This window comes from Frigoribacterium sp. CFBP9030, assembly GCF_034045195.1.
Taxonomy (GTDB): domain Bacteria; phylum Actinomycetota; class Actinomycetes; order Actinomycetales; family Microbacteriaceae; genus Frigoribacterium.
The window spans coordinates 25,975-41,762 of sequence record NZ_JAXCWG010000015.1; the positions used below are offsets into that span (position 1 = coordinate 25,975).

The 15,788-nt window shown below is 69.1% G+C and carries 11 protein-coding genes; 9 read left to right on the forward strand and 2 right to left on the reverse strand.

Going from position 1 to position 15,788, the window contains the following annotated elements:
- The first annotated feature begins 94 nt into the window (after positions 1–94).
- The 4 genes from leuS to holA all read left to right on the forward strand — a co-directional run bounded on the left by leuS (position 95) and on the right by holA (position 7,009).
- Positions 95–2,725, forward strand: a complete 2,631-nt coding sequence (gene leuS / locus SOM13_RS13570) for a leucine--tRNA ligase (protein WP_414655528.1) — start codon at positions 95–97, stop codon at positions 2,723–2,725.
- A 107-nt stretch (positions 2,726–2,832) separates the two neighbouring features.
- Entirely contained in the window at positions 2,833–3,558 is a 726-nt protein-coding gene (locus tag SOM13_RS13575) for a ComEA family DNA-binding protein (protein ID WP_320480019.1), read from the forward strand.
- Positions 3,555–6,065, forward strand: a complete 2,511-nt coding sequence (locus SOM13_RS13580; protein WP_320480020.1) for a ComEC/Rec2 family competence protein — start codon at positions 3,555–3,557, stop codon at positions 6,063–6,065. The genes SOM13_RS13575 and SOM13_RS13580 overlap by 4 nt, the downstream gene beginning before the upstream one ends.
- Positions 5,975–7,009, forward strand: a complete 1,035-nt coding sequence (holA, locus tag SOM13_RS13585; protein WP_320480021.1) for a DNA polymerase III subunit delta — start codon at positions 5,975–5,977, stop codon at positions 7,007–7,009. The genes SOM13_RS13580 and holA overlap by 91 nt, the downstream gene beginning before the upstream one ends.
- Before the next feature lie 104 nt (positions 7,010–7,113).
- On the opposite strand, the gene rpsT is transcribed toward holA, so the two are convergent.
- Positions 7,114–7,374, reverse strand: a complete 261-nt coding sequence (gene rpsT / locus SOM13_RS13590; RefSeq protein ID WP_192057967.1) for a 30S ribosomal protein S20 — start codon at positions 7,372–7,374, stop codon at positions 7,114–7,116.
- 244 nt (positions 7,375–7,618) lie between these two features.
- On the opposite strand from rpsT, the gene SOM13_RS13595 reads away from it, so the two are divergent.
- The 4 genes from SOM13_RS13595 (at position 7,619) to hemW (ending at position 12,670) form a co-directional block, all read left to right on the forward strand.
- On the forward strand, positions 7,619–8,764 hold the full coding sequence (locus SOM13_RS13595) for a pyridoxal phosphate-dependent aminotransferase (RefSeq protein ID WP_320480022.1): 1,146 nt from the start codon (positions 7,619–7,621) through the stop codon (positions 8,762–8,764).
- Between the two features lie 66 nt (positions 8,765–8,830).
- Positions 8,831–10,681: a translation elongation factor 4 gene (gene lepA / locus SOM13_RS13600; protein WP_192057963.1), complete on the forward strand. Its 1,851-nt coding sequence runs from the start codon at positions 8,831–8,833 to the stop codon at positions 10,679–10,681.
- Positions 10,682–10,685: 4 nt separating this feature from the next.
- Complete coding sequence (locus tag SOM13_RS13605; RefSeq protein WP_192057960.1) at positions 10,686–11,441, forward strand: DUF1990 family protein; 756 nt, start codon at positions 10,686–10,688, stop codon at positions 11,439–11,441.
- A 2-nt stretch (positions 11,442–11,443) separates the two neighbouring features.
- Positions 11,444–12,670, forward strand: a complete 1,227-nt coding sequence (hemW, locus tag SOM13_RS13610; RefSeq protein ID WP_192057958.1) for a radical SAM family heme chaperone HemW — start codon at positions 11,444–11,446, stop codon at positions 12,668–12,670.
- Positions 12,671–13,005: 335 nt separating this feature from the next.
- Here the strand turns inward: hemW and SOM13_RS13615 are convergent, their stop codons facing one another.
- Positions 13,006–13,392, reverse strand: a complete 387-nt coding sequence (locus SOM13_RS13615) for a hypothetical protein (protein WP_320480023.1) — start codon at positions 13,390–13,392, stop codon at positions 13,006–13,008.
- Positions 13,393–14,334: 942 nt separating this feature from the next.
- Here SOM13_RS13615 and SOM13_RS13620 point away from each other — a divergent pair.
- On the forward strand, positions 14,335–15,588 hold the full coding sequence (locus tag SOM13_RS13620; protein ID WP_320480024.1) for an ATP-binding protein: 1,254 nt from the start codon (positions 14,335–14,337) through the stop codon (positions 15,586–15,588).
- Positions 15,589–15,788: the final 200 nt, after the last annotated feature.

The window sequence follows — 15,788 nt, forward strand, 5'->3', positions numbered from 1 at the left end:
TCGGCGGACGGCGGGCCGGTCATCTACGCTAGATCGTCGGGTCGCCGTGCCCGCACGTCGACGTGCGCTGCAGCAGGTGCGTCCCTCCCCAGGAATGAATGAGAGTCCCGTGGCACACGAGCACGACAACACCGCGCCTTCCGAGAAGACCGCCGCCGGCGAGCGTCCGCCCCGCCCCGAAGAGGAGCGTGAGTACGACGTCGCGCGTCTGCAGCGCAAGTGGCAGGCCATCTGGGAGGAGGCGAAGCCGTTCGCCGTCGACCCCGACGACAAGCGCCCGCGCAAGTACATCCTCGACATGTTCCCGTACCCGTCGGGCGACCTGCACATGGGGCACGCCGAGGGCTACGCGCTCGGCGACGTGATCGCGCGCTACTGGCGTCAGCAGGGCTTCAACGTGCTGCACCCGATCGGGTGGGACAGCTTCGGCCTGCCGGCCGAGAACGCGGCCATCAAGCGCGGCGTCGACCCCCGCGAGTGGACCTACGCGAACATCGAGCAGCAGAAGCAGAGCATGAAGCTCTACGCGCCCTCGTTCGACTGGGACCGCGTGCTGCACACGAGCGACCCCGAGTACTACAAGTGGAACCAGTGGCTGTTCCTCAAGATGTACGAGAAGGGCCTCGCCTACCGGAAGGACAGCTGGGTCAACTGGGACCCTGTGGACCAGACCGTGCTCGCGAACGAGCAGGTGCTGGCCGACGGCACGAGCGAGCGTTCGGGCGCCGTCGTCGTCAAGAAGAAGCTGACGCAGTGGTACTTCAAGATCACCGACTACGCCGACCGTCTGCTCGACGACCTGAACCAGCTCGAGGGCCGCTGGCCGTCGAAGGTGCTGAACATGCAGCGCAACTGGATCGGCCGGTCGGTCGGCGCCGACGTGCACTTCGAGATCGAGGGGCGTGACGAGCGGGTCACGGTCTTCACCACCCGACCCGACACGCTCTACGGCGCGACCTTCATGGTCGTCGCCCCCGACTCCGATCTCGCCGCCGAGCTCGTGGCCGACGCCACGGACGACGTGCGCCAGCGCTTCGCCGAGTACCTGACGGCCGTGCAGAAGACGACCGAGATCGAGCGTCAGTCGACCGACCGCCCCAAGACCGGCGTGCCCCTCGGGCGCGTCGCGGTCAACCCGCTGACCGGCGACCCGATGCCGGTCTGGGCCGCCGACTACGTGCTGGCCGACTACGGGCACGGCGCCGTCATGGCCGTGCCGGCCCACGACCAGCGCGACCTCGACTTCGCCATCGAGTACGACCTGCCCGTGCGCGTCGTCGTCGACACGAACGCCCCGGTGACCGGTGTCATCCCGAAGCTCGAGCTCGACTCCGACGGTCAGGCGATCCTGCCCGACGACCTGCCCGAGCTGAACCCGCGCGAGACGGGGGTCGCGCTCTCGGGCGACGGCCGCCTGATGAACTCCGGTCCGCTGACCGGGCTCAGCAAGTCGAACGCGATCAAGCGCGTGATCGAGCTGCTCGAGGCCTCGGGCGCCGGCAAGGGCGCCAAGACCTACCGTCTGCGCGACTGGCTCATCTCGCGCCAGCGCTTCTGGGGCACGCCCATCCCGATCGTGCACGGCGCCGACGGCACCGAGATCCCGGTGCCCGAAGACCAGCTGCCGGTGCTGCTGCCGCCCACCGAGGGTCTCGACCTGAAGCCCAAGGGCAGCTCGCCGCTCGGCGCGGCCACCGACTGGGTGAACGTGCCGAACCCGATCGACGGCACCCCGGCGAAGCGCGACGCCGACACGATGGACACCTTCGTCGACAGCTCGTGGTACTTCCTGCGGTTCCTCAGCCCGACCGACGCCGACCGCGCCTTCGACCCCGCCGTCGTCAACCGCTGGGCGCCCGTCGATCAGTACGTCGGGGGCGTCGAGCACGCCATCCTGCACCTGCTCTACGCGCGCTTCATCACGAAGGTGCTGTTCGACCTCGGTCACCTCGACTTCACCGAGCCGTTCAGCGCGCTGCTGAACCAGGGCATGGTGCTGCAAGACGGCGCGAAGATGAGCAAGAGCAAGGGCAACCTCGTCACGCTCTCCGAAGAGGTCGAGAAGCACGGCGTCGACGCGATCCGCCTGACCATGGCGTTCGCCGGCCCGCCGGAGGACGACATCGACTGGGCGGACGTCTCGCCCGCCGGCTCGGCGAAGTTCCTGGCCCGGGCGTTCCGGCTCTCGGGCGAGGTGTCGAGCCCTCGCGACGTGGTCTGGGCCGACGGCGACCAGGCGCTGCGCCGGGTCACCCACCGGTTCCTGGCCGAGGCGCCGGGGCTGACCGAGGCGTTCAAGTTCAACGTCGTCGTCGCCCGCCTGATGGAGCTGGTCAACGCCATCCGCAAGGTCGTCGACTCGGGTGCCGGTGCGGGCGACCCGGCGGTCCGCGAGGCCGTCGAGACCGTGACCCTGGGGCTCTCGCTGTTCGCGCCCTACACGGCTTCCGAGATGTGGGAGAAGCTCGGCTACGACGGCGTCTCCGTCGCGAAGCACGGCTGGCGGAAGGCCGACCCGACCCTGCTCGTCGAGACGAGCGTCACCGCCGTCGTGCAGGTGAACGGCAAGGTGCGCGATCGCCTCGAGGTGTCGCCGAAGATCGCTTCGGAAGAGCTCGAGGCGCTGGCCCGCGCCTCGGCCGCCGTGCAGCGTTCGATCGGCGAGAAGGAGATCGTGAACGTCATCGTGCGCGCGCCGCGACTGGTGAACATCGCGGTGAAGTGACCTCCCGGGGGCGGATGAGTCCTCCCCGACCGCGACGGCCGCCCTGGTGTCCCCAGGGTGGCCGTCGTCGTCTGCGGGGGTCGTCGGGCGGCTCGTAGCCTGCCGCCATGACCGTCTCGTTCAGCACCGCACCCGACCCGTCGCGGGGGCCGCGCTGGCGGACGGGGGTCGGGGCGGCGGTCGTGCTCGTGCTCGCCGCGCTGGTCGTGACCGTCGTGGTGTCGGCCCTCTCGACCGCAGGAGGCGCGGGGACGACCACGATCACCTCACCCCCGTCGACCGGCGCGTCGTCCGAGCCGGGTGCGCCAGGCGGGGCGGGGGCGTCGGCCGGCGACGCGGACGGCGCGCTCTTCGTGCACGTGCACGGCGCCGTCGTCTCGCCCGGTCTCTACGAGCTGGCGGCGGGGGCGAGGGTCGTCGACGTCGTGGCCGCCGCCGGCGGGTTCGCCGACGGCGCCGACCAGGCGGGGGTCAACCTGGCGCGACCGCTCGTCGACGGCGAGCAGCTGCGGGTGCCGGCCGTGGGGGAGCCCGCGGCGACCGGGGGGGACGGCGGCGGGGGAGCGGCGGGTCCCGGTGGCGCTTCAGGCGGAGCGGGCGCCGGCGGGGCGGGTGCGGGCGGGGCGGGTGCCGGTGGTGGCGGGGCCGTCGACCTCAACCTCGCCGACGACGCCGCGCTGCAGACCCTGCCCGGGGTGGGGCCGGCCACGGCCGCGGCGATCCTCGACTGGCGGGAGCAGAACGGCGCCTTCCGTTCCGTCGACGATCTGCTCGGCGTCCCCGGCATCGGCGAGAAGACCCTCGAGAAGCTGCGTCCGCAGGTGACGGTGTGATCGACGACCGGCCCGTGCTCGACGTGCGCTGGGCGATGCCCGCCGCCGTCGGGTGGATCGCGCTGGTCGTCCTGCTGCCGAGCCCCGACCGGCTCGGTCTCGCGGCCGCGGTGGCGGGGGCCGTCTCGCTCGCGGCGCTCGTGGCGGCCCGCACGTGGTCGCGCAGCGGGCGGTCGTCCTCCTCGCGGGCGGTGGGTGCCGCGACCGCCGTGGCCGTGAGCGTCGGCCTGGCCGGCCTCCTGCTCGCCGGCGCCGCCGTCCGTCACGACGTCCGGTACCCGCCCGAGCTCGCCACCCTCGTCGGGCACACGGTCGAGCTCGACGCCACGGCGTCCGAGCGACTGACGGACGCCTCGCAGGTCGCGTCCCTCGACGTCCGCACGGTGACGAGCGGCGAGCGGATGTGGCAGGGGCGCGTCTCGATGCTGGTGCTGGCGCCTCGGGTCTCCGGCGCCGTCGAGGTGGGGCAGCGCGTCGCGCTCCGGGCGACGGTGCTGCCCGTCGAGCCGGGTGGCGACGCCGCGTTCGTGGTCGCGGCGCGCGGCGAGCTGCGACCCGGCGCGCCCGCCTCGGGAGCGGCAGGGCGGGCGGAGGCGATGCGCGCCTCCTTCCGAGCCGTCGCGGCGGATCTGCCGGGCGACGGCGGTGCGCTGCTGCCCGGCCTGACGATCGGCGACACCTCGGCCGTGCCCGACGACCTGCGAGACGCGATGCGCACGTCGTCGCTGTCGCACCTGACGGCGGTGTCGGGTTCGAACTGCGCCGTGCTCGTGGCGCTGACCATGCTGGTCGGCGGCGCGCTCGGGGTGCCTCGGGCGGTGCGGGTCGTCGCGGCGTCGGTCGTGCTGCTCGCGTTCCTCGTGCTGGTGACCCCCGATGCGAGCATCGTCCGGGCCACGGTGATGGCCCTCGTCGTGCTCGGGCACCTGGCCGGGTCGAGGCCCGTCTCGGGGCTTCCGGTCGTCGCCGTCGCAGTGACGGGCATGCTGATGGCCGACCCGTGGATCTCCCGCGACATCGGGTTCGCGCTGTCGGTGCTCGCGACGGCGGGTCTGGTCGTGCTCGCGGCGCCGCTGGCCCGTCTGCTCTCCCGGGTGATGCCCGAACCGCTCGCCCTCGTGCTGGCCGTGCCGATCGCGGCTCAGCTCGCCTGCGGCCCGGTGCTGCTCCTCCTCGACCCCGGGCTGCCTCTGCACGGCGTGGCGGCGAACGTGCTCGCCGAGCCGGCCGCTCCGGTGGCGACCGTCCTCGGGCTGCTGGTCTGCGTGCTGGCGGGGTGGGCGCCGGGGGCGGCGGGTCTCGTGGCCGGTGTGGCCTGGGCGCCGGCCTCGTGGGTGGCAGCGGTCGCCCGCTCCGTCGCCGACTGGCCGGCGGCCCGGGTGGAGTGGGGGCAGGGGGTCGTGGCCGTCGGGCTGCTCGCGACCCTGACCGGGCTCATCGTCGTGCTCGTGCTCGCGGGGCGGCGGAGCAGGGCGCGCCGGGTCGCGGCCGCGGGGCTGGTCGGCGTCGTGGTGATCGCCGGAGGCGCGGTGCTGGGATCGGGGATCGGCTCCCGCGGCAGCGTCCCCGACGACTGGACCGTCGCGCAGTGCGACGTCGGGCAGGGGGACGCCGTGCTCGTCCGCAGTGCGGCGAGCGTCGCACTGATCGACACGGGCGACGACGAGGCGGCCCTCGACCGCTGCCTCGACCAGTTCGGCGTCGACCGCGTCGACCTGCTCGTGCTCACCCACTTCGACACCGATCACGTGGGGGCCCTCGCGGCCGTCGAGCGCCGCGTCGACGCGGCGCTCGTCGGCCCGACCGGGCGGAGCGCCGACGAGCGCGTCGTCGAGCGGCTCGTCGCCGCCGGGGTCGAGGTCGTCGACACCCGGGCGGGCACCTCGGGCGTGCTGGGCGAGTCGAGCTGGGAGGTGCTGTGGCCGCCCCTCGAGGGTGCCTCGCCGCCGCCGGGCAACGACGCGAGTCTCGTCATGCGCTTCCGTCCGACGACGCACTGCCGCGCGGGGTGCCTCGATCTCGTGGCCCTCGGCGATCTCGGGGCGGAGGCGCAACGCCGCCTGGCCGCGACCGGTGGGCTGTCCGCCACCGGTGGGCTGCCCGGGCGGGTCGACGTCGTGAAGGTGGCCCATCACGGTTCGGCCGATCAGGACCCCGCTCTCTACCGGTCGCTCGGCGCGTCCGTGGCGCTCGTCGGGGTGGGGGCCGACAACACCTACGGGCATCCGACCGACTCGCTGCTCGCCGTGCTCGACGAGACCGCGTCCGCCGTGGCCCGATCCGACCTGGACGGCTCGACGGCGGTGGTGGTCGACGACGGCGGGCTCCGTCTGTGGCGTGAGCGCGCCTCCTCGTCGGAGGCCTCGTCTACGCTGGTCGCGGCGTCCGTTCCGCATCCGGTCGCCGGAGGAGGACCGTGGCCGCGCGAGCGAGTGCCAAGCCGGCGAAGAAGACCGGTGTCGCCATCGATCAGGTCGGATGGGACAGAATCCGGCCCGCCGCCGTGATCCTCGTCAGTGGGCCCGAGCAGTTCCTGGCCGACCGCGCCGTGCGGCAGCTGCGCGACCAGCTCACCGCTGAAGACCCCAGTCTCGAGGTCAACGACCTCGAGGCCGATCACTACCAGCCGGGCGAGCTGATCACCCTCGCGAGCCCGTCGCTGTTCGCCGAGCCTCGCCTTATCCGCGTGGCCAACGTCGAGAAGTGCACCGACGCGTTCCTCACCGAGACCCTGCGGTACCTCGAATCGCCCGCCGACGACACCTACCTCGTGCTGCGGCACGGCGGGGGAGTGCGCGGCAAGAAGCTGCTCGACACGATCCGCGGCGGCACCGGCCAGGGGCTCGAGGTCGTCTGCGCCGAGCTGAAGAAGGACACCGAGAAGCTCGACTTCGCCGCCGCCGAGTTCGCGGCCGAACGTCGACGCGTCACCTCGGGGGCGCTGCGGGCGCTCGTCACGGCGTTCTCCGACGATCTCGCCGAGCTGGCCAGCGCCTGCCAGCAGCTCATCTCGGACGCGGCGGAGGAGATCACCGAGGCCACGGTCGAGAAGTACTACGAGGGGCGCGTCGAGACGAACTCGTTCAAGGTCGCCGACATGGCCGTCGCCGGGAGGCAGGGTGAGGCGCTCGTGCTGCTGCGCCACGCGCTCGCGTCGGGCGCCGACCCGGTGCCCGTCGTCGCGGCCTTCGCGATGAAGATCCGCGGCATGGCCAAGGTGCACGGGGCCTACGGCCCGTCGGGTCAGCTCGCGTCGCGACTCGGCATGGCGCCGTGGCAGGTCGAGCGGGCCCAGCGGGAGGTGCGCGGCTGGGGCGAGGACGGCCTCGGGCGCTGCATCGAGGTCGTCGCCGAGACCGATGCGGCCGTCAAGGGCGCCGAACGCGACGCCGTCTACGCGCTCGAGCGCATGGTCACGGTCATCTCGATGCGGGGCGACCGCCCCCGCTGACCAGGCCCCGCCCCGGCGGCCTCGCCTCGGCGGCTGTGCGGCCCCCGGGGAACGACGAAGGCCCCGTCTCGATCGAGACGGGGCCTTCGTACGGGGGGAGCGACTCAGAGAGCGCCGACCTGCTTCGCGATCGACGACTTGCGGTTCGCGGCCTGGTTCTGGTGGATGACACCCTTGCTGGCGGCCTTGTCGAGCTTCTTCGACGCGACGAGGAGGGCCGAGGTGGCCTTGTCCTTGTCGCCGGCGGTGATCGCCTCGCGCGTCGCGCGGACGGCGGTCTTGAGCTCGCTCTTGACCGCGCGGTTGCGGTCCTGGGCCTTCTTGTTGGTGCCGATGCGCTTGATCTGCGACTTGATGTTTGCCACGTGAACTACTTTCTGGATTCTGTGTCTCGGACGGATGTGCGCCAGCCGAGCGACCGATCGACTCTCGTCGATCGACCCGGTGCTGCCGCCGGTGATGGCCACCGGAGCGGCTCTCGGCTGCGATCGCGTTCCGCCCGTGCAGACGTAACGCGTAAGCCAACAGGCAACGTTACCAGCAGGCGGCCCGAGTCTCAACGAACAGCCGTCGGGCGGCGCGCCGTGTCGTGCGTAGTACCGTGCCATCATGCCGCAGCTCGCCCCGCACATGACCTCCGTCCCCGCCTCCGGCATCCGTCGCGTCTTCGAGATCGCCGCGCAGCTCGACGACGTCGACATGCTCGTGATCGGCGAGCCCGACGTGCCGGTCGCCCGGCACATCGGCGACGCCGCCCGCCGGGCGTGGTCAGAAGACCGCACGAACTACACGCCGAACGGCGGCATCGCGCCGCTGCGCGAGGCGCTGGTCGCGAAGCTCGCCCGCGAGAACGACATCCACGTCGACGTCGAGCAGGTCTGGGTGACGATCGGCGGCACGCAGGCGCTGCACCAGACCATGGGGCTGCTGCTCGCCGCCGGCGACGAGGTGCTCGTGCCCGACCCGGGTTACACGACCTTCACGATGAACGCCCACATGCTCGACGCGGTCCCGGTGCCCTACACGCTCGCCCCCGCCGCCGACTTCGTGCCCGACATCGACGAGCTCGACCGGCTGGTCGGCGACCGGACGCGCGCGATCGTGGTCAACTCGCCCTCCAATCCGCTCGGCGTCGTGTACTCGGAAGAGACCCTGGTGCGCCTCCTCGACTTCGCCCGTCGGCACGACCTCTGGGTGATCAGCGACGAGGTCTACGAGTACTTCACCTACGGGTCGAAGCACATCAGCCTCGCCTCGCTCGATCACGACGACCGCGTCTTCAGCGTCTTCTCGCTGAGCAAGACCTACGCCATGACCGGTGTCCGGGTCGGCTACCTCGTGACCCCGAAGGGGCTGGCCGACACGATGCGGACCGTGCAGGAGGCGCAGATCAGCTGCGTCGCCGAACCCGACCAGCACGCGGCCCTCGCCGCCGTCGTGGGCGATCATCAGCCGGTCGCCGACGCCCGCGACCACTACCGGCAGAACCTCGAGCTCGCGACGTCCCTGCTCGACGAACGGGGCATCCGCTACCTCGAGCCGACCGGCGCCTTCTACCTGTGGATCGACATGTCGCACGCCTCCGGCGGGGACGTGGCCTCGTGGGCCGAGCGGCTGCTGCTGACCGAGCGCGTGGCCGTCGCACCGGGCAGCGCCTTCGGCCGGAGCGGCGAGGGCTGGATCCGCGTCTGCCTCGCGACGGAGCCTGAGGTGCTCACCCGCGGCCTGTCGAAGCTCCCGGCGCCGACCGCCTAGACCCGGTTTCCCGCCCCGGCGTGGGAGAATCGACGCGCCCCCCGCCCAACACCCCCTGAGGATCGTGTGAGCCCCCTAGCCTCCCGTGCACTGCAACCGGCGTCGACACCGCCCGCGTCGCTCCGCAACTTCTGCATCATCGCCCACATCGACCACGGCAAGTCGACGCTGGCCGACCGCATGCTGGGCATCACCGGCGTCGTCGAAGACCGCGCGATGCGCGCCCAGTACCTCGACCGCATGGACATCGAGCGCGAGCGCGGCATCACGATCAAGAGCCAGGCCGTCCGCATGCCGTGGGAGCGCAACGGCGAGACCTTCGCCCTGAACATGATCGACACCCCCGGGCACGTCGACTTCAGCTACGAGGTCAGCCGATCGCTCGCGGCCTGCGAGGGCGCGATCCTCCTCGTCGACGCGGCGCAGGGTATCGAGGCGCAGACGCTCGCGAACCTGTACCTCGCCCTCGAGAACGATCTCGAGATCATCCCCGTCCTGAACAAGATCGACCTCCCCGCCGCCGACCCCGAGAAGTACGCGGCCGAGCTGGCCGGTCTGATCGGCGGCGACCCCGACGACGTCCTGCGGGTCAGCGGCAAGACGGGCATGGGCGTCGAAGAGCTGCTCGACCGCGTCGTCGACCGCATCCCGTCGCCGACGGGCGACTTCGATGCCTCGCCGCGCGCCATGATCTTCGACTCGGTCTACGACAGCTACCGCGGGGTCGTGACCTACATCCGCATGATCGACGGCACGCTGAACCCGCGCGAGAAGGTCCAGATGATGTCGACGAAGTCGACGCACGAGATCCTCGAGATCGGGGTGTCGTCGCCCGAGCCCACGCCGAGCCAGGGGCTCTCGGTCGGCGAGGTCGGCTATCTCATCACCGGTGTCAAAGACGTGCGGCTCTCGAAGGTGGGCGACACCGTCACGACGGCGGCGAAGCCCGCGACGGAGGCGCTGGCCGGCTACGTCGAGCCCCTCCCGATGGTCTACTCGGGCCTCTACCCGATCGACGGCAGCGACTACCCCGACCTCCGCGAGGCGCTCGACAAGCTGAAGCTGTCGGACGCCGCGCTGGTCTACGAGCCCGAGACGTCCGTCGCGCTCGGCTTCGGCTTCCGCTGCGGGTTCCTGGGGCTGCTGCACCTCGAGATCATCACCGAGCGCCTCGAGCGCGAGTTCGGCCTCGACCTCATCACCACGGCCCCGAGCGTCGTCTACGAGGTCATGACCGACGACAAGAAGACCATCACGGTGACGAACCCGAGCGAGTTCCCCGGGGGCAAGATCGCGAGCGTCAGCGAGCCCATGGTGAAGGCCGCGATCCTGGCGCCGAAAGACTACGTCGGCGTCATCATGGAGCTCTGCCAGCAGCGCCGGGGCAATCTGCTCGGCATGGAGTACCTCGGCGAAGACCGGGTCGAGATCCGCTACTCGATCCCGCTCGGCGAGATCGTCTTCGACTTCTTCGACAGCCTCAAGTCGAAGACGGCCGGTTACGCGAGCCTCGACTACGAGCCCATCGGCGACCAGGAGGCGGACCTCGTCAAGGTCGACATCCTCCTGCAGGGCGAGACGGTCGACGCCTTCAGCGCGATTGTCCACCGCGACAAGGCGTACGCCTACGGGGTGCTGATGACCGGTCGCCTCCGCGAGCTGATCCCTCGTCAGCAGTTCGAGGTCCCCATCCAGGCCGCCATCGGAGCGCGCATCATCGCGCGCGAGAGCATCCGCGCCATGCGGAAGGACGTCCTCGCGAAGTGCTACGGCGGCGACATCTCTCGAAAGCGCAAGCTGCTCGAGAAGCAGAAGGAGGGCAAGAAGCGCATGAAGACCATCGGTCGCGTGGAGGTGCCGCAAGAGGCCTTCATCGCCGCCCTCTCGGGCGACACCGAGAAGAAAGACAAGAAGTAGTCGCATGAGACGCGCGACGTACACCGAGACCCGCACGACGTACGGCGAGGTCGGGGCCACGCAGGCTCCCGACCTGATGCAGTACCCGCCGACGGGCTTCACGCCCGCCGAGTACCGCACCCGCGTCGGTCACGGCGATGCCCGGTTCGAGGCGGCCTGGATCGCGACGATGACCTGGCAGATCCAGCGCCGCAGCGGCATCGAGGTCCGGGTCGACGCCGTCCCGCCCCTCGAGGAGGGCGGCTACACGCCTGTCACCTTCGACGAGAACGGCGCCCCGATCGACCCGGCGCACTGGTCGCGCTCGCCCGACGAGGCGCGCTTCGCCCCCGACGGCACGCCCCTGCTCACGGCCGGGACGACTGCGACGCTCACCATCGAGGCCTACGGGCGCAAGGTGGAGGCACCGGTCCGGGTGGTCTACGTGATCGACGAGCCCAAGCGCAAGGGCTTCGCCTACGGCACCCTCGACGGGCACCCCGAGAGCGGCGAGGAGTCGTGGATCGTCGATCAGACCGACGACGGCTCGGTCTGGCTCTCGATCCGCTCGTTCTCGCGTCCGTCGTCGCTCCGCTGGAAGCTCGTCGAGCCGTTCATGAAGCGCACGCAGGCCCTGTACACGCGTCGCTATCTTCGGGCGCTGTCGATCAGCGAGCCCGGCCCCGAGCCCGAGACGGACCTCGACGCCGCGGCGATCACGGCGGCCGAGTCGCCCGAGACCGCTCCCGAAGACCCGACCCTCCGTCGGCTGGACGACTGAGGGTGCCGAGCACCCTCCCGCTCGGCGACCCCGCGCCCGTCGACGGCGGTCTCCCGTCGTCGGTCGTCGCCGGGGCCGACCAGCGCAACTTCGGCGTCTACCTGCACGTCCCGTTCTGCCGTGTCCGCTGCGGCTACTGCGACTTCAACACGTACACCGGCGACGAGCTGCGCGGCGCCAAGCGCGACGACTACGCCGGGCAGGCCGTCGCCGAGGTCGCGCTCGGCGGTCGCGTCCTCGCCGAGGCCGGTCTGCCGGCGCGACCCGCGTCGACCGTCTTCTTCGGCGGCGGCACGCCGACGATGCTGCCGCAGTCCGATCTGGCCGAGATGCTGCACGCGGTCGTCGACACCTGGGGTCTCGTCGACGGCGCCGAGGTGACCACCGAGGCGAATCCCGACAGCGTCGACGCCGACTACCTGCGGGCGCTCAAGGCGTCCGGCTTCACCCGGGTCAGCTTCGGCATGCAGTCGGCCGTGCCGAGCGTGCTGGCGACCCTAGAGCGCACCCACGACCCCGAACGCATCCCGCTGGTCGTCGAGTGGGCGCGTGATGCGGGCCTCGACGTCAGCCTCGACCTGATCTACGGCACCCCCGGCGAGACGCTCGACGACTGGAAGCGCTCGCTCGACGTCGCGATCGCGCAGCAGCCCGACCACCTCTCGGCGTACGCGCTCATCGTCGAGGACGGCACGAAGCTGGCCCGCCAGATCCGCCGCGGCGAGGTCGCGACGCCCGACGACGACCTAGCGGCCGACATGTACGAGGTGGCCGACGACCGCCTGGCGGCCGACGGCTACGACTGGTACGAGGTGAGCAACTGGTCGCGCGGGGTCGACCACCGCTCGCGGCACAATCTCGCCTATTGGCAAGGCCACGACTGGTGGGGCGTCGGCCCGGGCGCGCACAGTCACGTCGGGGGAGTCCGCTGGTGGAACGTCAAGCACCCGGCCGCCTACCAGCAGCGCATGGCGGCCGAGCAGTCGCCGGGCGCCGGTCGCGAGACCCTCGACGACGAGACGCGTCGGGTCGAGCGGGTCCTCCTCGGCGTCCGCATCCGCGAGGGTCTGCCGGTGTCCGAGCTCGACCACGACGGTCGCCAGGCCGTCGCCGGGCTCATCGCCGACGGCTGGGTCGAGGGGCGCCCCGCCCTGCAGGGTCGGGTCGTCCTCACCCGTGAGGGCCGCCTCATGGCCGACGCGGTCGTCCGCCGACTCCTGCCGTCGTAGAGCGGGCCCCGTGACCGTCGCGAGCTCGACGGACGACGAAGGGCGCGCCTCCTTCAGGAGGTGCGCCCTTCGTTCGGTGCCGTGCCTCAGTTCTTGATGAACTCGAACGTCAGCGGGTACTTGTAGTACTGGCCGCGGGATGTTGGGGCTGCTCGTACGTATCGATAACGAGAGGCACGGATCCTACGGCCGCAGATGCAGATGCAGATCCAGATGCAGATGCTTGTGACTGGGACTCGCTACATGCCGCGGCTGACGAACTACTAGGAGTTCTCAACGCCTAGCCGGTCGCGTGGCCTAGGGCTTGGTCTTTCTCGACCAGCTTCACTGTCGTATCAGCGTCGCTTTCGGCCCGAGGCCTCTGGACCACTTGCACGCTTGAGTGCTGCAGCCTCTTTGTGCTTCTTCGATCCGAAAAGACTGACGTTGCCGTCCTCGTGGTCGTATGTCAGGAACAGGAGTACAACAAGCGCAAGCAGACAGAGGAGGTGGGCGTAGAGCAGCCCGATAGCGATCCCGCCCAAGGGATCAGAGAGGCCCTTATCGAGACCAGATGCGGTCAGAATGGTTCCGATCAAGCCAAAGCAGGTCCCGAGTCCAATGGTCAGGATGTAGAAGACGTTTGAACGAAGGGCTGGGTTTACGGCTCTTCCCTCGACAAGGGAAATCAGTAAGAGCACAGGAAATACGGTCACTAAGGTCGCGCACACGGTTGGAGTCACAAAGCGAGGCTAGTGGATGAGGCGCACTCCATGTGTAGGTGCCCAGGCCTCCCGGTGTACCGAAGTCAAATGGCGAACTAATCTAGCACTCGGTCACTCGTCAACCTCCGGTGATCGATTCGCAGTTGACATCGCACTAGACCTGAATCGACGGCCTATGTCAAAAAGCGTGAGCAGGAGTGCTTCTGGCATGACAGGCCAGCGGAATCATAAGGGTTCGCTTCGGCACCCTGCGGGGCGTGCGCTACCGGCAGCCCTACTGCTTTCCTAGCAGCCCCGGCCACGGGGTGCGCCAGAGAGACCGGCCGCGGATCTGCACAGATCCGCAGGGCGGGCCCGAGTCCTGAAATACTCGGTGCCCACCCCCTTCTCTTCCCGGTTCCACGAGTGGTGTCGGCCTGACCGGCACAACTCGCCTCGAGCGTGACGCTCAGATCCAAGCCGCTCGAAATTTCTCGACGTCGGGATCGCCTCCGGGGGTCGCACCGAACTTCGCGGTGCGCAACCGGAGCTCGCCGGCAAGTTTGACGTCACCCTTCAGTACCGCGCATGCAGCAACGCAGTGTCTCGAAGCTCCGACCAGTCCGTAGACGTGAAGTCAGCCGACAACGGCGACTCCGGCCACATGCGCCACCACTCAAGCATGATCGCCGGCCACACGAATTTAGCTAACTTGCCGTCCTTTTCGATGGCGATCGTCGGTCGGTCGGGCTGCTTAGCCACCCCACGGGCTAGGACACGCATGGCGATTGGGTCGCTGTTCCGCCGAGCCCGCGCATCCGGGTCCTTCGGGACAAAGCCTCGTCCTGCCATGGTTGCTCCCGTTTCGGCTGATTCGCCGCCGTTTCGGTGGCCATCCTTCGGCCACTTGCACTGTTATGCGCATCGCCACGCACTAGTGGGAGATAAATCGCCCTAGTGGGAGATAATCACTGTCAGAATGTGGACGTGACGGACATTTCAGTGCTCCACGCAAAACTCGCAACCCTGAAGAGCATCTTTCGGCCGTCTTCGCCGACAGATGACGTAAATCTTTTCCGCGGACGTACACGACAAATCGAGAGCCTCCTGACCGGCATCGCCGAGATTGGGCAGCATCCAGTGATCTACGGTGAGCGAGGCGTGGGGAAGACGTCACTCTCCTACATCGCGCGAACGCTCTACATGTCCATGCACGCTGGTGAAGCGCTGTCCGTGCGAGTGCAGTGCTCAGATAGCGAGAGCTTCTCTGAAGTGTGGACTCATTTTTTCCGGTCCTTCAGGTCCGAGGTGGAGGCGCTAGATAAGGAACAGCGCGAGCATATGAAGGACGTGGTCGAACGCGTTGAAACTCTGCTCATGTTTCCTGATAATGACGAACTGGCAGTCCATGACGTCGTCGAAGCGCTGTCGCTCATCGCCTCCCGCAAGAACCTATTGGTTATCTTGGATGAGTTTGATCGTCTTGGCGGCTACAGGGAAACAATACCGTTTGCCGACCTTGTCAAGTCCGTATCGGACGATCTCGTCCCCATGACCCTAATCATCGTTGGTGTCGCGGACAATATCGACGGCCTGATCCAGGGGCACCAGTCGATTGCTCGAAACATTCGCCAGGTGGCGATGCCCCGGATGAGTGACCCCGAACTTGCTGAGATCCTCACTGGGGGATTTGCCGCCTACAGCGAGAAGACTGGAGAGTCGCTGTCGTGTGATGCAAGGACTGCGGCATCCGTCGCTCGAATCTCTCAAGGTTTCCCCTACTACACGCACCTTCTAGGCGGTGCGGCCGGAGCCGAAGCGATTCGAGACGGCGAGACTGTGGTTTCGCAAGCTACCGTCTTCCGCGCAATGGTGCGCGCCGTCGAAGACACCTCACACGCGATTCGAAGCTCTTATACGGAAGCCGTTTCGGCTCGAGCAGACGCACAACTGGTGCCGACACTCCTTGCTTGCGCTTTGGCTGAGACCGATGACATCGGCTATTTCTCCTCGACGGACGTGGCGAATAAGCTGTCTGAAATCGTTAAGGCACCTCGTCAGTTAGGTCACGTAAATAGCCACTTAAAGCGATTTGCCGGCGACCCGATTTGGATTCTTGAAGAACGACGGAGAGGAGAAAGGAGCATCCGGTACCGCTTCCGAGATCCGCTCATGAAGCCCTTTGTGCTCATCAAAGGCCTCGAGTCGGGAATGATGCCCGAGTCGTACGCATAGGGAAGTGCTGCCCTCCAACTAAGGTGCAGACCCGTACACACCGCCAGCTACGGCACATCTAGGCTCGGCCAGGCCCCACGGGAGGGGGTGGGTGGCCCCTGTGTGTGGCTGTGCTGGTGCGTGCCGGTTGTTCATTGCAAGCGTTTGCCCGGCGTGTGGCCTGTCTCCTCGTCGTCTTAGGTGCCGGCTGAGAGCGTCGT